The following is a 20,149-nucleotide window of genomic DNA, read 5'->3' as shown; positions in this document are numbered from 1 at the left end:
CCATGACTCACGACAACAAACTGCAGGTCGAAGCGATCAAATGCGGCACGGTGATCGACCACATTCCGGCGCAGATTGGTTTCAAACTGCTGACGCTGTTCAAGCTGACCGCCACCGACCAGCGCATCACCATCGGCCTGAACCTGCCCTCCAACGAGCTGGGCCGCAAGGATCTGATCAAGATAGAGAACACCTTCCTGACCGAGCAGCAGGCCAACCAGTTGGCGATGTACGCGCCGAAGGCCACGGTAAACCGCATCGACAACTATGAAGTGGTGCGCAAGCTGACCCTCAGCCTGCCGGACCACATCGACGGCGTGCTGACCTGCCCGAACGGCAACTGCATCAGCCGCAGCGAGCCGGTGGCGTCGAGCTTCAGCGTCAAATCGCGCGACGGTGAAGTACACCTGAAGTGCCGCTACTGCGAAAAAGAGTTCGAGCATCAGGTGGTGCTGCAGGCGGACTAATCCCGGCATGGGCGCCGGGAGATGGCGCTGTTATTCTCCCGGTGACGCCCTATAATGGGTCCTCTGAAAATCACTCTACCCACGTTGCTACCCACCGAATTTTACGCTGCGGCCGACCGCGCGGCGGCGTGAAAGACAACGGGTTTATCAGGAGAAAACATGTCACGTAACATCAGCACTGAACTCGCCCCGGCAGCCATTGGTCCTTACGTGCAGGGCGTTGATCTGGGCAGCATGATCATCACTTCCGGCCAGATCCCGGTCGATCCGAAAACCGGCGCCGTCGCCGACGACGTCGCCGCTCAAGCGCGCCAGTCGCTGGAAAACGTCAAAGCGATCGTCGAAGCCGCCGGCCTGATCGTTGCCGACATCGTGAAAACCACCGTGTTCGTGAAAGACCTGAACGACTTCGCCACCGTCAACGCCGCGTACGAAGCCTTCTTCACCGAGCACAGCGCGCCGTTCCCGGCCCGTTCCTGCGTGGAAGTGGCGCGTCTGCCGAAAGACGTGAAGATCGAAATCGAAGCCATCGCCGTGCGTCGTTAATCGACGGTCACGCGCATCACGGCCAGTGCAGACTGGCCGTTTTTATTTCTGCTCTGCCCCGACAGCCTGCCTCCCTGCGCCTTTAGCGCTCACCGCCGCCGCCTTTTCGCCCTATATTAAGGCGTCGTCACGCCAGACCTGCACCGCAAACGGGCGTTTTTCGCCGCGGCAGCCTCGCTCTGCGCCATTTTCGCCCGTTATCGCCTTGGCACGTTTTATGCTCAATTGATTGACAGCCTGCAATGTCGACGAGGTGACGATGCTGAATATCAATCTTTCCGCTTCACCGTTTTTTGATGAGATGCTTCTGGCTGAGGGAAAACACCGTGGCCACTACGACGCCTACTGGCAATGGCTGCAGCAGGCCGATCACCAGGCCGTGCAACGCAAGCGGGAAGAGGCTGCGCTGCTGTTTCACCGGGTGGGCATCACCTTCAACGTCTACGGCGACGATGACGGCGCCGAGCGGTTGATCCCGTTCGACAGCGTGCCGCGCATTATTCCGGCCGCCGAATGGGCGATGCTCGATCGCGGCATTCGCCAGCGCGTACAGGCGCTCAATGCCTTCCTGCATGACATTTACCACCAGCAGCATATTCTGAAGGCCGGCCTCATTCCGGCGGAGCAGGTGCTGGCCAACGATCACTATCAACCCTGTATGCAAGGCGTTGATCTGCATCGCGATATCTATGCGCATATCGTCGGCGTGGACATGGTCCGCAACAGCGACGGCCAATACTACGTGCTGGAAGATAACTTGCGCACCCCGTCCGGCGTCTCTTACATGCTGGAAAACCGCAAAATGATGATGCGTCTCTATCCGGAACTGTTCGCCCGGCAACGCATCGCGCCGGTGGAGCGCTACCCGTCGCACCTGCTGCAAACGCTGCGCGAAAGCTCGCCCATCAACGATCCCACCGTAGTGGTGCTGACGCCGGGCCGCTTCAACAGCGCCTATTTTGAGCACAGTTTCCTGGCGCAGCAGATGGGGGTGGAGCTGGTCGAAAGCGCCGATCTGTTCGTCAAGGACGGCGCGGTCTTCATGCGCACCACCGCCGGGCCGTGCAAAGTGGACGTGATCTATCGTCGGGTGGACGACGCCTTCCTCGATCCGCTGGCGTTTCGGCCGGACTCGATGCTCGGCGTACCGGGGCTGCTGTCGGTGTATCGCGCCGGCAATGTGGTGCTGGCCAACGCCATCGGCACCGGCGTGGCCGACGACAAATCGATCTACCCCTACGTGCCGGATATGGTGCGCTTCTACCTGCAAGAGGAACCGATCCTCAACAACGTGCCGACCTGGCAGTGCCGACATAAAAACGAACTGTCGTATGTGCTGGCCAACCTCGAACAGATGGTCGTGAAAGAGGTGCACGGCGCCGGCGGCTACGGCATGTTGATCGGCCCCACGGCGAGCAAGGACGAGCTCGCCCGCTTCCGCGCTCTGCTGCTGTCTCGCCCGCAGAATTACATTGCGCAAAACACGCTGGCGCTGTCCACCTGCCCGACCTTCGTCAACGATGGTCTGGCGCCGCGGCATATCGATCTGCGGCCGTTCGCCCTCAGCGGCGCGGAGATCCGCCTGGTGCCCGGCGGCCTGACCCGGGTGGCGTTGGCGGAAGGTTCGCTGGTGGTGAACTCGTCGCAGGGCGGCGGCACCAAGGACACCTGGGTATTGGAGGACGACCTATGCTGAGCCGCACCGCCAGTGAACTCTATTGGATGGCCCGCTATCTGGAGCGGGCGGAAAGCATCGCCCGGGTGCTGGACGTCACCAACAAGCTGTCGATGATGCCGATCCGCGACGGCGGCGATCAGGATCTGCAGGTGCCGCTCAACCTGACCGGCACCGGCCAGCTGTATGCCGCCGCCTACCCGGAATTGACGATGCCCAATCTGGTCAGTTTCTTCGCGCTCGACAACCGTAACCACAGCAGCATCTTCAGCTGCCTGCAAATGGGCTGGAACAACGCCCACGCGGTACGCGGCAGCCTGTCATCCGAAGTCTGGGAGTGCATCAACGCCACCTGGATAGAGATGAAACTGATCCGCCGCCAGGGCATCGGCTCGGTGGGCGCCGATGCCTTCTTCGACTGGGTGAAGGAGCGCGCCCATCTGTTTCGCGGCGCCATGTTCGGCACGCTGCTGCGCAGCGACGCCATGCGCTTTATCCGTCTCGGCACCCTGCTGGAGCGTGCCGACGGCACCGCCCGTCTGCTGGAGGTGAAGAACACGCTGATGGACATCGACGGCGACCCGGTGCGCGAATATTACCGCATGGACACGCTGCTGCGGGCGGTGAGCGCGCGCGAAGCCTACCACAGCATCTACAAGCAGCCGTTGAGCCGCGAGACCATCGCCGAACTGATGATTCTGCGCAATGAAATCCCGCGTTCTCTGCTGGCCTGCGTCGGCGACATGGTGCAGCAATTGGAACTGATCGGCGGCGGCGCCAACCAACCGCGACGTCTGGCGCACACCCTGCATGCCGAGCTGCGCTTCAGCAGCATGAAGGACCTGAACAAGATAGGCCTGGGCGAGTGGTTGAGCGCCTTTCTCGGCCAGGTGAACGGCATCGCCGAAAGCATCCATCACACTTATCTGGAGGCGCAATGAAACTGAATATTGAGCACAACACCCATTATCGCTACGCCCAGCCGGTGCAGCGCAGCACCCAATATCTGCGGCTGACGCCGCAGGATTCGCCGCATCAGCGCATCCTCTCCTGGCAACTGTCGTTGCCGGATGACGCGGTGCGCACCACCGACGCCTTCGGCAATGTACTGCACGTGCTGACGCTTGATGAACCGCATCAGGCCATCACCATTCGGGTGCTCGGGGAAGTGGAGATTGAAGACGGCGTCGAAGATCGGGCGCTCGGGCATCTGTCGCCGCTGGTATTCCTGCGCCATAGCCCGCTGACTCAACCCGATGACGCCATTCAGGCCTTCGCCCTGCGTTATCATCAACCGCAGGCGGTGCTGAGCGGCCTGGAACATCTGATGGGCGAACTGCTGCTGAAAATGCCTTACAGCCCTGGCTCCACGCGCGTGACCGACAGCGCCGCCGAGGCTTTCGCCGCCGGCAGCGGCGTGTGTCAGGATCATACGCATGTCTTCCTGAGCTGCTGCCGCAGCCTGAACATCCCGGCGCGCTACGTCAGCGGCTACCTGTACAGCGAAGACTCGACCCATGTCGCCACCCATGCCTGGGCGGAAGTGTGGGTGGAGGAACGCTGGCACAGCTTCGACGTGACCAACAATACGCGCATGCCGAATCAGCACCTTAAGCTGGCGGTCGGCATCGATTATCTGGACGCCTGCCCGGTGCGCGGCATGCGATTGGGCGGCGGCTGCGAAGACATGAGCGCCATCGCCGCCGTACAAATGATGCCAACCGGCCAGTAGCCGCTTGCCGATGGAAAATGTTTCGGGCACGCTGCGCGTTGGCGGCGTGCCGGTCTTGTTTTGAGGGATTGTAGTATGACCTACTGTGTGGCCATGCGTTTGTCGTCCGGGCTGGTCTTTGCGTCCGATTCGCGCACCAACGCCGGGGTGGACCATATTTCCACCTTCCGCAAACTGCACGTGTTCCAACAGGACGGCGATCGCACGCTGGTGCTGCAAAGCGCCGGCAACCTGGCGACCACCCAGAGCATCATCAGTTTGCTGTTGCACCGCAGCAAGGACGCCGAACGCCCCAACCTGCTCAACGCTCCCAGCCTCTACGACGCCGCCACGCTGGTGGGGGAAACGGTGCGCGAGGTGATCCAGCGCGACAGCGAGGCGCAGCAAAGCGGCAGCACCACCGATTTCAGCTGCAACCTGCTGCTCGGCGGCCAAATTAGCGGGGAAGAGATGCGGCTGTTCCATATCTACCCGCAAGGCAACTTTATCGAAGCCACCCGCGACACGCCCTATTTTCAGATAGGCGAAAGCAAATACGGCAAACCGATCATCGACCGGGTGCTGCACTACGACACGCCGCTGGAACAAGCGATGCAATGCGCGCTGATTTCACTGGATTCGACCCTGCGCAGCAACCTGTCCGTCGGGCTGCCGCTCGACGTGATGATCTACCCGCGCGACAGCTTCAGCCATGCCCGGCAATACCGCATTACCGAAGACCATCCGTACTTCAGCGCCATCCGCAAGGGCTGGGGCGAAGGCCTGGTCAGCATTTTCACCCAGTTGCCGCCGCTGCAGCTGTAGGGATCCGGGCTCACACGAGCCCGTCCGCCTCATCGCACCTGTAGCCCCCGCAGCAACGCCTCCAGCGGGTACACCGCCGCAATCACCACTTCGTCGCGCGTCTGCGCCGCCGCATCCAGCCGGCGCTGCGCTTGTTCGGCCTCAGTTCGGCTCAGCGGTTTATCCTGCTGATAGCGCTCCAGCAGCGTTAACCCCAATGCGGCCAGGGCATCGACGTCCTGCGCCACCGGCGCCAGCTCCCGCAGCGTGCGGTTGCCCGCGATCGCCGTCTGCAGCGCCGCGCCGTTCGCCTGCCAGCGCTGCAGCCGTTCGCGCAGCGCCTGCGCCGCCGCCTTATCGCGCTTATCCTTCAGCAGAGCCGCGACCTGCGCATGCATGGCGCGCACCGCCTCGCTCTCCGGCGGCAGCGCATCGGCAAAGCGGTTCAGCGGTTCGAACTGATGATAGTTGCCGGCCTGGAACTTCAGGTGCTGGCGGGTGTAATACTGCGCCGGTTCCACCGCCTCGGCCAGGATCTGCAGCGGCATGATCTGCACGCTGTTGCTCAGCCGGGTGAATTCGCGCGCCGTTTCCGCGTGCTGCTGCAGGCCGACCGACACCACCGACCAGGCGTCGATCGCCGCCAGCCGCCGGTACATGTTGCTTTCGTCGGTGACGTCCTGCGCCGACCACAGCCTCTCCGCCACCGCAAAGGCGCGCGGCCACAGCTTGAGATCGATCAGCGGCGCACGCACGTTTTCCGCCCACAGCGCCGCTTCCCCGCCGAGGATCTTGGCCTGCCCCTTCTCATCCGGCACCACCGGCATCTTGCCCGCCGGCGCCGCCGCCAGTTTCTCGCCCTGGGTGGGGTAACGCACGTTGCCGACCAGCGTATAGCCGCTGAGCTTGTCCTGTTGCAGCGTAAATACCGGCCGCGTGTCGCCCATCCAGGTATCGACGCGGAACGTCACCTGCTGCGGCGTGCGCCAGACGATATCGTGCACCGCGCGGCGCGACTTGCCGTTGAAATCGATAAAGCCGCGCCAGCCCTGCTTGCCCTCGATCAGCGTGAAGCTGCCCTCCACCGCGCTGCCCTTCAGGCGCGGCATGCTGAAACGCCAGCTTTGCGCCTGCTCGCCGGGTTGCACCGCCGTTTCGACCCCCAGCGGCTGCGGCAGAATTTCATTGCGGTAGTGATAGGCGGTGCTTTGCGGCTGATCGAGATAGAAACCGGTGGAGAGAATGCCCTGATAGCCGTCCTGCGCGCTGGCGCCCAGTGAGTCTTGCCCCTGCCAGGACTGAATGACGATCGAACGCGGCAGCGACGGATGATAGATCTCGTCCCAGCCGACCATCTGCCGCTGGTGCTTCTCGAGGACTTTTTCCAGCTTCTGGTTGAAGTAGGCCTGCAGCGCATGGGTATCCGCCAGCCCGTTCTGCTGCATAAACGCCTGAATCGACGGCGACGCCCGCCACTGGCTGGCGTCCACTTCGTCGCCGCCGATGTGCAGATAAGGATCGGGGAAAATCGCCGCCAGCTCGCCGACGATCGTATCGACAAACTGATACACCTCGTCGCGGGTTGGATCGAGCGTCGGCTTATGCACGCCCCACTCGCGCTCCATGCGATACGGCCCCGGCGCGCTCATCAGGTCGGGATAGGCCACCGCGATGCTGGAGGCGTGCCCCGGCATGTCGATCTCCGGCACCACGCGAATGCCGCGCGCCGTGGCGTAAGCCACCACCTGCCGCATTTGCTCACGGGTGTAGAACAGGCCGTCGCTGGCCTGCTGCTGCAATTTGGGGTAATGCTCGGAGGCGAAGCGCCAGCCCTGATCGTCGGTCAGGTGCCAGTGGAATACGTTGAGCTTGGCCGCCGCCATGCCGTCAAGCTGGCGCAAAATGTCCGGCAGCGGCAGGAAATGGCGCGCCGAATCCAGCAGCACGCCGCGCCACGGAAAACGCGGCACGTCGCGGATATCCACCAGCGGCAGGAAGGTGTTTTGCCCGTCGGTCTGCAGCAGTTGCAGCAGGGTCTCCATGCCGCGCAGCGCGCCGAAGCGGGTGTTGGCGGTCAGCGTGGCGCCCTGCGGCGTGACCACCAGCCGGTAACTCTCATCGCTGCCCGGCAGCGGCTGCGCCGCCACCCGATCCTTGATCACCACCTTGATCGCCGCGCCGTTTGCTTCTTCCCTCGGCGCCAGCGTCCAGCCGGTCTGCAACTCGATGCGCTGGCGCCAGCGCGGCAGCGCGTCACCCAGTTCGTCACCCTGGAGGCTTAACGACAGCCGGTGATCCAAAATCAGTTTGCCCGCCGGTTGCGTCACTTCCACCTGCTGCGGCCAGGGCATCAGCGGCAGATCGCCAGCCGGCTGCGCCAGCGCGCCGCAAGAAAACCATAACGATGAAACCAGTAGCGTATAACGGAAAGGTCTGTGCATCGGAAATTCCTCAGAGGAAAAAAACAAAATATCCCCAATGAATTTCAAACCACCGCTAGGCGATAAACAACAACGCGTTGGTTTGAAAGGCGCAGGGGAAAACAGCCAACGCTGTAGATAAAGACTCAGCACAGAACAGATGTCCAACCGTTGCGGTGAAAAAGCGGACGGGATCACAGTTGCCCCCTCCCGGCCGGAGGGGGCGAACGGGTTATTGCCAGCCGTAGCGGCGCACGAACCAGCCTTTCACGCACTGGGTCAGCACCATGTAACCGGCGAGGATCAGCACCAGCCACGGGAAGTAACCGAGCGGCAGCGCCTGCAGCTGCAGGAAGCCGGCCAGCGGCGAGAACACCAGGCCGATGCCGGTGGCGATCACCGCCAGCGTCATGATGCACAGCGGCCAGGACGGGCGGCTCTGGATAAACGGAATTTTGCGCGTGCGGATCATGTGCACGATCAGCGTCTGTGACAGCAGCCCTTCCACAAACCAGCCGGACTGGAACAGCGTCTGCATTTCCGGCGTGTTGGCCTTGAACACCCACCACATCAGGCTGAAGGTCAGCACGTCGAAGATCGAACTGATCGGCCCAAAGAACACCATAAACCGCCCCAGATCGGCGGAGTTCCAGCGCTGCGGCTGGGTGATCTGATCGTCGTCGACGTTATCGAACGGGATGGCGATCTGCGAGATGTCGTACATCAGGTTCTGAATCAACAGGTGCAGCGGCAGCATCGGCAGAAACGGCAGGAAGGCGCTGGCGATCAGCACGCTGAACACGTTGCCGAAGTTGGAGCTGGCGGTCATCTTGATGTATTTCAGCATGTTGGCGAAGGTGCGGCGCCCTTCGATCACCCCCTGCTCCAGCACCATCAGGCTTTTTTCCAGCAGGATGATGTCCGCCGCTTCCTTGGCGATGTCCACCGCCGAATCAACGGAGATGCCGATATCGGCCGCGCGCAGCGCCGGCGCGTCATTGATGCCGTCGCCCATAAAGCCCACCACGTGCCCCTGGCGGCGCAGCAGTTTGACGATCCGCTCCTTGTGCAGCGGCGTCAGCTTGGCGAACACCGTGGTGCGCGCCGCCGCCTGCGCCAGCTGCTCGTCGTCCATCTGCTCGATCTCGCTGCCGCGCAGCAGATGATCGGCCTCGAGCCCGACGTCACGGCACACTTTGGCGGCCACCAGCTCGTTGTCGCCGGTGAGGATCTTCACCGTGACGCCGTTCTGTTTCAGCGCCGCCAGCGCCGGCGCGGTGCTTTCCTTCGGCGGATCGAGGAAGGCGACGTAGCCTTCGAGGATCAGATCCGACTCGTCCGCCACGCCGTATTCATGGGTTTGCGCCGGCAGGATCTTGTTGGCCACCGCCACCACCCGCAGCCCCTGCTGGTTGAGATCGTCGGTGATGCGGCGGATCCTCGCCAGCAGCGCCTCGCTCAGCGGGATCACCTCGTCTTCGTGGCGCACGTGGCTGCAAATCGCCAGCATCTCTTCCAGCGCACCCTTGCACACCAACTCGTGATACTCGTTGTCTTTGGCCACCACCACCGACATGCGGCGGCGCACGAAGTCGAACGGGATCTCATCCACCTTGCGGTAGTTTTGCAGCGCCTGCGGCTGCTGATTTTGCTCCGCGCAGCTCAGCACCGCCACGTCGAGCAGGTTTTTCAGCCCGGTCTGGTAGAAGCTGTTCAGCCAGGCGTAGCGCAGCACCCGCTCGCTGCTGGCGCCGAACACGTCGGTATGGCGCTCCAGCACGATCTTGTCCTGGGTCAGGGTGCCGGTCTTGTCGGTGCACAGAATGTCCATCGCGCCGAAGTTCTGGATGGCGTCCAGACGTTTGACGATCACCTTCTGGCGCGACAGCTTCACCGCCCCTTTGGCCAGCGTCGAGGTGACGATCATCGGCAGCATCTCCGGCGTCAGCCCGACCGCCACCGACAGCGCGAACAGCGCCGCCTCCCACCAGTCGCCCTTGGTGTAGCCATTGATCAGCAGCACGATCGGCGTCATCACCAGCATAAAGCGGATCAGCAGCCAGCTGACCTTGCTGATGCCGCTCTGGAAGGCGTTCGGCTGCTCATCCTGGCTGGTGACGCGCTGCGCCAGCTGGCCGAAATAGGTGCCGCCGCCAGTGCCGATCACCATCGCCAGCGCGGTGCCGCTGACCACGTTGGTGCCCATGAAGCACAGGTTCTGGCAGTCGAGCGGATCGGCCGCCGGCAACTGCGGCGCCGCGGATTTTTCCACCGGCAGCGATTCGCCGGTCAGCGCCGCCTGGCTGATGAACAGATCCTTGGCCGACAGCACGCGCAGATCCGCCGGGATCATGTCGCCGGCCGCCAGTTTGATGATATCGCCCGGCACCAGCTGCGCGATCGGCAGCTCCACGTGCTCACTCTTGCCGGTGAGCGCATCGCTGCGGATCACCGTGGCGGTGTTGCTCACCATGGCCTTCAGCGCGTCGGCCGCCCGGTTGGATCGCGCCTCCTGGATGAAATTCAGCAGCGTGGAGATCAGCACCATCAGCGCGATCACCAAGGCGCCGGTGAGATCCTCGGTGGCGTAAGAGATCATGCCGAGCGCGGTCAGCAGCAGGTTGAACGGGTTGCGGTAGCAGTGCCAGAGGTGTTGCCACCAGGCCTCTTTCTGCTGATCGTCGATGACGTTCTCGCCGCAGCGCTGGCGCACCTGTTCCGCCTCATGGGCGGTGATGCCTTCCGGGTGGCTGTGAAAACGCTCAAAGAGCTGCATCGTTTCTGCGGCGGCGCATTCCAGCCGCTGCTGCGCCAGGCCGGCCGGCATGTCGCGCGCAGCGCCGCCGACGCTGTCCAGCAGGCTGTCGCGGCGCACCAAACGGCGCGGGAGGCCGCGGGCGAACAGGCCCAGCAGCTGACGGGGGAGTTTTTTCAATTTCATGGTTCGCACCTCGTCGCCCGGTGCCTCACGGCAGCGGGTAAACCGGGATCGTCATCGGCCGGGCGAATGGCGGGTGCGCCAAAAAGCCTCTGCCAACGCAGATCCTTATTCTTTTTTTCAGCAGCAGGAGCGAACGACGAAGCGCGCGCTACCGGTTACCGTGATGTACTTCACCGGTAAAACAGCAGCGCCAGGCGGAGAGGTTTTACCGGAGAACCGAGTGAGTGTCTAAAGCAGTCGGGTCGGGATCCATATGGGGAATAACCTCCGGTAAAGGGAAAAACAGAGCGGCAGGAGCGGCCGTTCATCGCAATGTCACAATCCCGTTTTGCATCAAGATCCGCGTCGGAAAATGAGCTATGCTGACGGGCATTGTTTTACAGGCCTTTATGTTACGCCTGTCCACCTCAACGAAAAGTAAACCATGCAAAACCGGCTGACCATCAAGGACATCGCGCGCCTGAGCGGCGTAGGCAAATCCACCGTCTCACGCGTGCTGAACAATGAAGGCAGCGTGAGCCCGCAAACCCGTGAACGGGTGGAAGCGGTGATCCGTCAGCAAGGGTTTACACCCTCCAAGTCGGCGCGCGCCATGCGCGGCCAAAGCGACAAAGTGGTGGGCATCATCGTTTCCCGTCTCGACTCGCCGTCGGAAAACCAGGCGGTGCGCACCATGCTGCCGCTGCTGTATCAGCAAGGCTTCGATCCGATCGTGATGGAGAGCCAGTTCGAAACCCGCCTGGTGCAGGAGCATCTGCACGTACTGCATCAGCGCAACGTCGACGGCGTGATCCTGTTCGGCTTCACCGGCCTGACCGCGGCGATGCTCAAGCCGTGGCAGGAAAAAATGGTGGTGATGGTGCGCGAATACGACGGCTTCTCGTCCGTCTGCTACGACGACGCCGGCGCGGTGAACCTGTTGATGGATCGCCTGTATCAGCAAGGGCATCGGCATATCGGCTATCTGGGGGTGCAGCTCAGCGACGCCACCACCGGCCAGCGCCGCTATCAGGCCTATCTCGACGCCTGTGAACGCCTCACGCTCACGCCGCGCGCCACGCTGGGCGAACTGAGCTACCAGAGCGGTTTCCAGCACGCCGCCGAAGTGATTGACGCGCACACCAGCGCGCTGATTTGCGCCTCCGACAGCATCGCCCTGGGGGCGATCAAATACCTGCAACAACAGCCGACGCGCGCCATCCAGGTATGCGCCATCGGCAACACCCCGCTGCTCAGCTTCCTGTTCCCCGACACCCTGTCGGTGGAGTTCGGCTACGGCAGCGCCGGCCTGCTGGCCGCGCAGCAGCTGCTGGCGCAGCTCAGCGGCGAACAGGGGATCCGCCGCCTGGTGGTGCCCAGCAAACTTTCCTGATCGGAAGTTGACCATTTTTCGTCATTTTGTGATCCTCGCCCCAAACCGGGAACGTTCCCATTTCATTCAAAATGCCGAGTGGCTAAGCTTTGATCATTACTCAGTCAACACCTCTGCAGGTATCCCATAATGAGCAAAGTAAAACAGCAGGATATTGATCGCCTGATTGTTTTGGTCGGCGGCCGCGAGAACATCGCCACCGTCAGCCATTGCATTACCCGGCTGCGTTTCGTCCTCAACGATCCCAACAAGGCGAAACCGAAAGAGATCGAAGAGCTGCCGATGGTCAAGGGTTGCTTCACCAACGCCGGGCAGTTCCAGGTGGTGATCGGCACCGACGTCGGCGACTACTATCAGGCGCTGATCGCCAGCACCGGCGTCAACGAGGCCGACAAGGAACAGGCCAAGGTGGCCGCACGCCAGAACATGACCTGGACCGAGCGCACCATCTCCCACTTCGCCGAGATCTTCTTCCCGCTGCTGCCGGCGCTGATCAGCGGCGGTCTGATCCTCGGCTTCCGCAACGTGATCGGCGACATCCCGATGTCCGGCGGCCAAACGCTGGCGCAGATGCACCCGGCGTGGAAAACCGTTTACGACTTCCTGTGGCTGCTCGGTGAAGCGATCTTCATGTTCCTGCCGGTGGCCATCTGCTGGTCGACGGTGAAAAAGATGGGCGGCACCCCGGTGCTCGGCATCGTGCTTGGCGTCACCCTGGTGTCGCCGCAGCTGATGAACTCCTACCTGCTCGGCCAGCAAACGCCGGAAGTGTGGAACTTCGGCTGGTTCGTGATCCAGAAAGTGGGCTATCAGGCGCAGGTGATCCCGTCGATCCTGGCGGGTATGGCGCTGGGCTGGATAGAAACCCGGCTGAAAAAGATCGTTCCCGACTATCTCTATCTGGTGGTGGTGCCGGTGGTCTCGCTGCTGCTGGCGGTGTTCCTGGCGCACGCGCTGATCGGGCCGTTCGGCCGCATGATCGGCGACGGCGTCGCCTGGGCAGTGAAAGCGGTGATGACCGGCAGCTTCGCGCCGGTGGGCGCCGCGCTGTTCGGCTTCCTGTATGCGCCGCTGGTGATCACCGGCGTGCACCAGACCACGCTGGCTATCGACATGCAGATGATCCAGAGCATGGGCGGCACCCCGGTGTGGCCGCTGATTGCGCTGTCCAACATCGCGCAGGCCTCGGCGGTGCTCGGCATCATCATCATCAGCCGCAAGGCCAACGAGCGTGAAATCTCGGTGCCGGCGGCGATCTCCGCCTACCTCGGCGTGACCGAACCGGCGATGTACGGCATCAACCTCAAATACCGCTTCCCAATGCTGTGCGCGATGATCGGCTCCGCGATCGCCGGCCTTATCTGCGGGCTGGACGGCGTGATGGCCAACGGCATCGGCGTCGGTGGCCTGCCGGGCATCCTGTCTATCAAGCCGCAGTTCTGGCTGATTTACTCGCTGGCGATTCTGGTGGCGATCGTCATCCCGCTGGTGCTGACCATCATGGTCTACAAACGCAAGGCCGCCCGCGGCGAGCTGCCGGTTTGATTGACGCAATATGAATGTAGGAGCCTGCTCGCGCAGGCTCGTTGTCACGATTCAAAGGTATTGAACTATGAGCAACCCAACCCCCTGGTGGCAGAACGGCGTCATCTACCAAATTTATCCGAAGAGTTTTCAGGACAGCACCGGCAACGGCTACGGCGATTTGGCCGGGGTGACCCGGCGGCTGGACTATCTGCAGGAACTGGGCGTGGACGCGATCTGGCTGACGCCGGTCTACGTGTCGCCGCAGGTGGATAACGGCTATGACGTGGCGGACTACTGCGCCATCGATCCGGCTTACGGCACGATGGCGGACTTCGAGCAGTTGGTCGCCGCCGCCCACCAGCGCGGCATCCGCATCGTGATGGATATGGTGTTCAACCACACCTCGACCGAGCACCCGTGGTTCAAGGCCGCGCAGGATCGCCACAGCCCGTATCGTCAGTTCTACGTCTGGCGCGACGGCGAGGGTGAAACGCCGCCGAACAACTGGCGCTCCAAGTTCGGCGGCAACGCCTGGCAGTGGCACGCCGACAGCGGCCAGTACTACCTGCACCTGTTCGCCGCCGAGCAGGCGGATCTCAACTGGGAGCACCCGCCGGTACGCGAAGAGCTGAAGAAAGTGTGTCAGTTCTGGGCGGACAAAGGCGTCGACGGGCTGCGCCTCGACGTGATCAACCTGGTGTCCAAACAGCAGGACTTCCCGTCCGACAGCCAGGGCGACGGCCGCCGCTTCTACACCGACGGCCCGCGCATCCACGAGTTCCTGCAGGAGATGAGCCGCGACGTGTTTCAGCCGCGCGGCCTGATGACGGTGGGCGAGATGTCCTCCACCACGCTTGAGCATTGCCAGCGCTACGCGGCGCAGAGCGGCGAAGAGCTGTCGATGACCTTCAACTTCCATCACCTGAAGGTGGACTACGCCGGCGGTGAAAAATGGACGCGGGCGGCGCCGGATTACGTGGAACTGAAGCAGATCTTCCGCCACTGGCAGCAAGGGATGCATAACCGCGCCTGGAACGCGCTGTTCTGGTGCAACCACGATCAGCCGCGCATCGTGTCGCGCTTCGGCGATGAAGGCGCACTGCGGGCGCCGGCCGCCAAAATGCTGGCGATGGTGCTGCACGGCATGCAGGGCACGCCTTATATCTATCAGGGCGAAGAACTCGGCATGACCAACCCCGGCTTCCGCGCCATCGAGCAGTATCGCGACGTGGAAAGCCTGAACATGTACGCCGAACTGCGCGCCCAGGGCCGCAGCGACGCCGAGCTGCTGGCGATCCTGGCCGACAAATCGCGCGACAACGGCCGCACGCCGATGCAGTGGAGCGCCGCACCGCACGCCGGTTTCACCACCGGCACGCCGTGGATCGGCTGCGCCGAGAACTACCCGCAGATCAACGCCGACGCGGCGCTGGCCGATCTCGACTCGGTGTTTTACGCCTATCGCCAGCTGATCACCCTGCGCAAGCAGTATCCGCTGCTGACCCACGGCGACTATCAGGATCTGGCGCCGGAACACCCGGCGCTGTGGTGCTATCAGCGCAGCTGGAACGGCCAGCGCCTGCTGGTGGCGGCCAACCTGAGCCGCGAACCGCTGGCCTGGGCGGCGGCGGGCGTGGAGCCTTCCGCGCAATGGCGCCCGCTGATGAGCAACTACGCCGATTCGGCGGACCAGCCGCAGGCGCTGACGCTGCGGCCGTTCGAAGCGGTGTGGTGGCTGCTCGAAGACTAACCCCACAGGGCGCGGCGAACGCTGCGCCCTACCATTTCCCCAGCAGCGCCGCCACGCCGGCGGCCTCTTGCGCCAACTGCTCATCGCTCATGTCGCTCACGCCCTGCACCAGATGCGGCGGCAGATAATCCATGCCGGTCAGGTTGGCCATGGCGTGGAACGGCAGCAGCAGATCCTGCACCGGATAACGGTTATACCCTTGCGCCGTATAAGCCTGCGCGTTACCGCCGGTGCTCACCACCAGCTGCAGCGGCTTGCCGTGCAGCTGGGTGCCTTCGCTGCCGTAGGCAAAACCGTAGGTTAATACCGCATCCTGCCATTCGCTGAGGATCGCCGGCGAGCTGTACCAGTAAAACGGGAACAGCATCACTACCACATCATGGCTCTGCAGCAGCGCCTGTTCGCGCGCCACGTCGATGCGGTAATCCGGATACGCGCGGATCAGTTCGTGAACGGTCACGTTAGGCAGCGGGCGTACGGCCTCGATCAGCGCCTTATTAATGCGCGACTCGTCGGGGGTGCGGTGGGCGGTTAACACTAAAATGCGCGACATAACGATTCCTCGGTCATAAGAAGATGTGGGCATTTTTCCATTTCCGCCGCTGCGGGTGTAGGCTGTTAGAGGTCATTTCAATTTCAACTGAAAGTATCAACCACTATGTCGCTGCCCTTTGACGTACACCGCCTGTTGCCGGCCTTCCTCGCCGCCGCGCAGGCGCAAAATTTCTCCGCCGCCGCTCGCCAGCTGGGCGTGACGCCGGCGGCGGTCAGCAAAAACATCCGCGCGCTGGAAGAGAAGCTGGCGCTGCGGCTGTTTCAGCGCAACACCCACAACGTGCTGCTGACCGACGAGGGCAAAGCGCTGCTGGCGCAGGTGGCGCCGCTGTGGCAGGCATTGGCGGCGACGCTGGAAAGCGCCGGCGGCGAACGGCAGGCGCCTGCCGGCGTGGTGCGCGTCACGATGATCCCCGGCTTCGGCCGCCGGATGCTGATGCCGTTGATCCCGCAATTTTTGGCGCGCTATCCGCAGATCGATCTCGATCTGTCGCTGGACGCCCGGGTGGTGAATCTGGTGGGCGAAGGTTTCGACGTCGGCATCGGCAGCCGGGTCGATCCCGACAGCCGGCTGGTGGCCCGCCCGCTCTACCCGATGCACATGGTGCTGGCGGCGTCGCCGGACTATCTGGCGCGGCGCGGTGAACCGCAAACGCCGCACGATCTGCTGCGGCACGACTGCCTGCTGCACCGCAACCCGGCCAACGGCCGCCACGTCAAATGGCAGCTGCGCCATCAGGGCGAAACGCTGGCGCTGGATCTGAACGGCCGCCTGGTGGCCAGCCGCCCGGAGATGCTGCTGGATGCGGCGCTGGCCGGGCTGGGCATCGTCAACCTGGCGCGCTGGTACGTCGAGAAACACTTCGAGCAGGGCACGCTGCGGCCGGTGCTGGCGGAATGCTGGCCGCGCCCGGTACAGCTGTGGCTCTATTACGCCTCGGCGGATCTGCCGCCGCGGGTGCGCGTCTGGGTCGATTTTCTGCTGGAGCATTTTCGCGATCGGCCGGCAGGCGATTGACGACTGTTCAGCTTGCGCACGCTCTTCCGTTTTCCTTGTTCTACATCAAAAGAATCGCGCCAATATCTATATATAGTGCATTAAGAATTGCGAACACCTATATATAGTAGTTATCCACAAAATCATCCACACGCCGCCACAGCCCTTGCGCGCTGCGGCTTTGCCCTGTGGATAAGCGAAATTTGACGGTTGCTCGCCACGCCAGGCGGGTATGAACGCTCCCTCGGGGAACAAGGAGTACAACGTGAAACCAGTAGTGATTAAGCGGGACGGTTGCCAGGTACCTTTTGACGAAGCGCGCATTGCGCAGGCCATCGAGCGCGCCGCGCTGGCGGTGGGCGTGGTCGACGCCGACTACTGCGCCACCGTCGCCCGCGTGGTCGCTCAGCGCATGGAGCAGCAGCCGCGCGTCGATATCCACGAGATCCAGCAGGCGGTGGAAAACCAGCTGATGGCCGGCGAATACAAACAGCTGGCGCGCGCCTATATCGAATACCGCCACGATCGCGACGTGGCGCGCGAACTGCGCGGCCGCCTGAATCAGGAAATTCGCGGCCTGGTCGAGCAAAGCAACCGCGCGCTGCTGAACGAAAACGCCAACAAGGACAGCAAGGTGATCCCCACCCAGCGCGACCTGCTGGCGGGCATCGTCGCCAAACACTACGCCAAGCAGCACATCCTGCCGCGCGACGTGGTACTGGCCCATGAACGCGGCGAAATTCACTACCACGATCTCGACTACTCGCCGTTCTTCCCGATGTTCAACTGCATGCTGATCGATCTGAAAGGCATGCTGACCAACGGCTTCAAGATGGGCAACGCCGAGATTGAGCCGCCGAAGTCGATCTCCACCGCCACCGCCGTGACCGCACAGATCATCGCCCAGGTTGCCAGCCATATTTATGGCGGCACCACCATCAACCGCATCGATGAAATTCTGGCGCCGTTCGTCGACGAGAGCTTCCGCAAACACCTGCAGGTGGCGGAAGAATGGCAGATCCCGGACGCCAAAGGCTATGCCATGGCGCGCACCGAGAAAGAGTGTTACGACGCCTTCCAGTCGCTGGAGTACGAGGTCAACACCCTGCACACCGCCAACGGCCAGACGCCGTTCGTCACCTTCGGCTTCGGCCTTGGCACCAGTTGGGAGTCGCGCCTGATCCAGCGCTCGATATTGAAAAACCGCATCGCCGGGCTGGGCAAAAACCGCAAGACCGCCGTGTTCCCCAAACTGGTGTTCGCCATCCGCGACGGCCTCAACCACCAGTACGGCGATCCGAACTACGACATTAAGCAGCTGGCGCTGGAGTGCGCCAGCAAGCGCATGTACCCGGACATCCTCAACTACGATCAGGTGGTGAAAGTCACCGGCTCGTTCAAAACGCCGATGGGCTGCCGCAGCTTCCTCGGCACCTACGAGCAGGACGGCGAGCTGGTGCACGACGGCCGCAACAACATCGGCGTCATCAGCCTCAACCTGCCGCGCATCGCGCTGGAGGCGATGGGCGATGAGTCGCGCTTCTGGGCGCTGCTGGAACAGCGCCTGCAGCTGGCGAAAAAGGCCCTGATGACGCGCATCGCCCGGCTGGAAGGCATCAAGGCGCGGGTGGCGCCAATCTTGTACATGGAAGGCGCCTGCGGCGTGCGGCTCAAGGCCGACGACAACATCGCGGATATCTTCAAGAATGGCCGCGCCTCGATTTCGCTGGGCTACATCGGCCTGCACGAGACCATCAACGCGCTGTTCGGCGGCGAAAACCACGTGTATGACGACGAGGCGCTGCGCGCCAAAGCGGTGGCGATCGTCGCGCGGCTGCGCGCCGCCGTCGACGCCTGGAAAGACGAGACCGGCTACGGCTTCAGCCTCTACAGCACGCCGAGCGAGAACCTGTGCGATCGCTTCTGCCGGCTGGACACCGCCGATTTCGGCGTGGTGCCGGGCGTCACCGACAAGGGCTATTACACCAACAGCTTCCACCTCGACGTGGAGAAGAAGGTCAATCCGTACGACAAGCTGGACTTCGAAGCGCCCTACCCGCCGTTGGCCAGCGGCGGCTTCATCTGCTACGGCGAGTACCCGAACCTGCAGCACAACCTGAAGGCGCTGGAAGACGTGTGGGACTACAGCTACACCCGGGTGCCTTACTACGGCACCAACACGCCGATCGACGAGTGCTACGAATGCGGCTTCACCGGTGAATTCTCCTGCACCAGCAAAGGCTTCACCTGCCCGAAATGCGGCAACCATGACTCGGCCAAAGTATCGGTCACCCGCCGGGTGTGCGGCTATCTCGGCAGCCCCGATGCCCGGCCGTTCAACGCCGGCAAGCAGGAAGAAGTGAAACGCCGGGTGAAACACCTCGGCAACGGGCAGCTCGGCTGAGAAACGCCGTGCAACCTAGGCAAAAGCCTGTTCATCAGGCGTGATTGTCGCCGCCAGTTTGCCTTCGGCCAACGCGCACAAACCGCAGCGTACACGCAGTACGTAAGGATTGGGAGCACTGCCGGAGGCAAAATGGCCAGTAAAATAGCCTGATGGACAGGCCTCACATGAATTATCACCAGTATTACCCGATCGACGTCGTCAACGGCCCCGGCACCCGCTGCACGCTGTTTGTCGCCGGCTGCGTGCACCAGTGCCCCGGCTGCTACAACAAAAGCACCTGGCGGCTCAACTCCGGTCAGCCGTTTACCCCGGCGTTGGAAGACCGCATCATCGCCGATCTGAACGATACGCGCGTGCCGCGCCAGGGGCTGTCGCTCTCCGGCGGCGATCCGCTGCACCCGGCCAACGTACCGAGCATCTTGCAACTGGTGAAACGGGTGCGCGCCGAATGCCTCGGCAAGGATATCTGGCTGTGGACCGGCTACCGGCTGGCGGAGCTGGACGCACAGCAAATGCAGGTGGTGGACAGGATCAACGTACTGATCGACGGCAAGTTCGTGCAGGATTTGAAAGACCCGGCGCTGATCTGGCGCGGCAGCAGCAACCAGGTGGTGCATAGGTTGCGATGAGCTGGTGGTATGTGTGTCGACATGTGTTAGTCCTGACTCGACCTGAGATGGCTATGGCACAGAGCTAAGCCTGATCTGACAGGTGTCTTTGTGCCAGAAGCAAAGATTGCTGGTTGCCTGCAGTGCCTGACTGAAGCAACAGAGTATCATCCATACTGGGTGAGAACAGGATCTTCACTTCTCGGTAGCATTTATCAGGATGCTACTCTTACGTTAAGAAGTGCAGACAAAGTAGACTGAGTTCTAGACAGATAAAAAACAGTAAGTTTAAGTTGTTCCTTTAAGGGGATAAAACTTAAGGACCGCAATGATCAACATTGAATACAGTGTGTTTTTTCTCTATTCGTG

The 20,149-nt window shown here is 62.4% G+C and carries 15 protein-coding genes; 12 read left to right on the top strand and 3 right to left on the bottom strand.

The annotated features are described in order from the left end of the window. Positions 1-2 precede the first annotated feature (2 nt). The 6 genes from pyrI to ACMGG9_RS00940 all read left to right on the top strand — a co-directional run bounded on the left by pyrI (position 3) and on the right by ACMGG9_RS00940 (position 5,224). The gene (pyrI, locus tag ACMGG9_RS00965; protein WP_033641690.1) at positions 3-467 is read left to right on the top strand and encodes an aspartate carbamoyltransferase regulatory subunit; all 465 of its coding nucleotides are present in this window, start codon (positions 3-5) and stop codon (positions 465-467) included. A gap of 159 nt (positions 468-626) precedes the next feature. Next, complete coding sequence (gene ridA, locus ACMGG9_RS00960) at positions 627-1,013, top strand: 2-iminobutanoate/2-iminopropanoate deaminase (protein WP_004933379.1); 387 nt, start codon at positions 627-629, stop codon at positions 1,011-1,013. Positions 1,014-1,272: 259 nt separating this feature from the next. After that, a complete protein-coding gene (locus ACMGG9_RS00955; RefSeq protein WP_308383121.1) occupies positions 1,273-2,709 on the top strand; it encodes a circularly permuted type 2 ATP-grasp protein in 1,437 nt (478 codons plus the stop codon). Then, complete coding sequence (locus ACMGG9_RS00950) at positions 2,703-3,629, top strand: alpha-E domain-containing protein (RefSeq protein WP_004933382.1); 927 nt, start codon at positions 2,703-2,705, stop codon at positions 3,627-3,629. The genes ACMGG9_RS00955 and ACMGG9_RS00950 overlap by 7 nt, the downstream gene beginning before the upstream one ends. Beyond that, complete coding sequence (locus tag ACMGG9_RS00945) at positions 3,626-4,420, top strand: transglutaminase family protein (protein WP_004933384.1); 795 nt, start codon at positions 3,626-3,628, stop codon at positions 4,418-4,420. The genes ACMGG9_RS00950 and ACMGG9_RS00945 overlap by 4 nt, the downstream gene beginning before the upstream one ends. 75 nt (positions 4,421-4,495) lie before the next feature. Beyond that, positions 4,496-5,224 (top strand): proteasome-type protease, encoded by a 729-nt coding sequence (locus ACMGG9_RS00940; RefSeq protein ID WP_015376453.1) that lies wholly within the window; start codon positions 4,496-4,498, stop codon positions 5,222-5,224. A 29-nt stretch (positions 5,225-5,253) separates the two neighbouring features. On the opposite strand, the gene ACMGG9_RS00935 is transcribed toward ACMGG9_RS00940, so the two are convergent. Together ACMGG9_RS00935 and mgtA are read right to left on the bottom strand one after the other, a co-directional pair. Then, a complete protein-coding gene (locus tag ACMGG9_RS00935) occupies positions 5,254-7,644 on the bottom strand; it encodes a beta-N-acetylhexosaminidase (RefSeq protein WP_414161834.1) in 2,391 nt (796 codons plus the stop codon). Positions 7,645-7,855: 211 nt separating this feature from the next. Then, a complete protein-coding gene (mgtA, locus tag ACMGG9_RS00930; RefSeq protein ID WP_108680108.1) occupies positions 7,856-10,564 on the bottom strand; it encodes a magnesium-translocating P-type ATPase in 2,709 nt (902 codons plus the stop codon). A 424-nt stretch (positions 10,565-10,988) separates the two neighbouring features. Here mgtA and treR point away from each other — a divergent pair, with 424 nt between their 5' ends. The 3 genes from treR (at position 10,989) to treC (ending at position 15,213) form a co-directional block, all read left to right on the top strand. Beyond that, entirely contained in the window at positions 10,989-11,936 is a 948-nt protein-coding gene (gene treR, locus ACMGG9_RS00925; protein WP_042783558.1) for a trehalose operon repressor TreR, read from the top strand. A 129-nt stretch (positions 11,937-12,065) separates the two neighbouring features. Next, a complete protein-coding gene (gene treB / locus ACMGG9_RS00920; RefSeq protein WP_033631654.1) occupies positions 12,066-13,481 on the top strand; it encodes a PTS trehalose transporter subunit IIBC in 1,416 nt (471 codons plus the stop codon). Positions 13,482-13,548: 67 nt separating this feature from the next. Next, the gene (gene treC, locus ACMGG9_RS00915; RefSeq protein ID WP_197752310.1) at positions 13,549-15,213 is read left to right on the top strand and encodes an alpha,alpha-phosphotrehalase; all 1,665 of its coding nucleotides are present in this window, start codon (positions 13,549-13,551) and stop codon (positions 15,211-15,213) included. A gap of 28 nt (positions 15,214-15,241) precedes the next feature. On the opposite strand, the gene ACMGG9_RS00910 is transcribed toward treC, so the two are convergent. Continuing rightward, positions 15,242-15,766, bottom strand: a complete 525-nt coding sequence (locus ACMGG9_RS00910; protein WP_206359019.1) for an NAD(P)H-dependent oxidoreductase — start codon at positions 15,764-15,766, stop codon at positions 15,242-15,244. A 105-nt stretch (positions 15,767-15,871) separates the two neighbouring features. On the opposite strand from ACMGG9_RS00910, the gene ACMGG9_RS00905 reads away from it, so the two are divergent. The 3 genes from ACMGG9_RS00905 (at position 15,872) to nrdG (ending at position 19,801) form a co-directional block, all read left to right on the top strand. After that, entirely contained in the window at positions 15,872-16,786 is a 915-nt protein-coding gene (locus ACMGG9_RS00905; RefSeq protein ID WP_033651455.1) for a LysR family transcriptional regulator, read from the top strand. A gap of 244 nt (positions 16,787-17,030) precedes the next feature. Beyond that, entirely contained in the window at positions 17,031-19,169 is a 2,139-nt protein-coding gene (gene nrdD, locus ACMGG9_RS00900; RefSeq protein WP_149569933.1) for an anaerobic ribonucleoside-triphosphate reductase, read from the top strand. Between the two features lie 167 nt (positions 19,170-19,336). Beyond that, a complete protein-coding gene (gene nrdG, locus ACMGG9_RS00895; RefSeq protein ID WP_318670030.1) occupies positions 19,337-19,801 on the top strand; it encodes an anaerobic ribonucleoside-triphosphate reductase-activating protein in 465 nt (154 codons plus the stop codon). Positions 19,802-20,149 lie beyond the last annotated feature (348 nt).

Origin of the sequence: Serratia sp. BNK-10, assembly GCF_047456065.1 — a bacterium.
Taxonomy (GTDB): Bacteria; Pseudomonadota; Gammaproteobacteria; order Enterobacterales; family Enterobacteriaceae; genus Serratia; species Serratia ureilytica.
Note: the sequence above shows the minus strand (reverse complement) of the source record. Positions and strands in the feature narration are given on the sequence as shown.

Excerpts from the sequence above, each read along its gene's own strand:
- pyrI (WP_033641690.1), top strand. The coding sequence starts at position 3 with ATGACTCACGACAACAAACTGCAGGTCGAAGCGATCAAATGCGGCACG.
- ridA (WP_004933379.1), top strand. The coding sequence starts at position 627 with ATGTCACGTAACATCAGCACTGAACTCGCCCCGGCAGCCATTGGTCCT.
- ACMGG9_RS00955 (WP_308383121.1), top strand. The coding sequence starts at position 1,273 with ATGCTGAATATCAATCTTTCCGCTTCACCGTTTTTTGATGAGATGCTT.
- ACMGG9_RS00950 (WP_004933382.1), top strand. The coding sequence starts at position 2,703 with ATGCTGAGCCGCACCGCCAGTGAACTCTATTGGATGGCCCGCTATCTG.
- ACMGG9_RS00945 (WP_004933384.1), top strand. The coding sequence starts at position 3,626 with ATGAAACTGAATATTGAGCACAACACCCATTATCGCTACGCCCAGCCG.
- ACMGG9_RS00940 (WP_015376453.1), top strand. The coding sequence starts at position 4,496 with ATGACCTACTGTGTGGCCATGCGTTTGTCGTCCGGGCTGGTCTTTGCG.
- ACMGG9_RS00935 (WP_414161834.1), bottom strand. The coding sequence starts at position 7,644 with ATGCACAGACCTTTCCGTTATACGCTACTGGTTTCATCGTTATGGTTT.
- mgtA (WP_108680108.1), bottom strand. The coding sequence starts at position 10,564 with ATGAAATTGAAAAAACTCCCCCGTCAGCTGCTGGGCCTGTTCGCCCGC.
- treR (WP_042783558.1), top strand. The coding sequence starts at position 10,989 with ATGCAAAACCGGCTGACCATCAAGGACATCGCGCGCCTGAGCGGCGTA.
- treB (WP_033631654.1), top strand. The coding sequence starts at position 12,066 with ATGAGCAAAGTAAAACAGCAGGATATTGATCGCCTGATTGTTTTGGTC.
- treC (WP_197752310.1), top strand. The coding sequence starts at position 13,549 with ATGAGCAACCCAACCCCCTGGTGGCAGAACGGCGTCATCTACCAAATT.
- ACMGG9_RS00910 (WP_206359019.1), bottom strand. The coding sequence starts at position 15,766 with ATGTCGCGCATTTTAGTGTTAACCGCCCACCGCACCCCCGACGAGTCG.
- ACMGG9_RS00905 (WP_033651455.1), top strand. The coding sequence starts at position 15,872 with ATGTCGCTGCCCTTTGACGTACACCGCCTGTTGCCGGCCTTCCTCGCC.
- nrdG (WP_318670030.1), top strand. The coding sequence starts at position 19,337 with ATGAATTATCACCAGTATTACCCGATCGACGTCGTCAACGGCCCCGGC.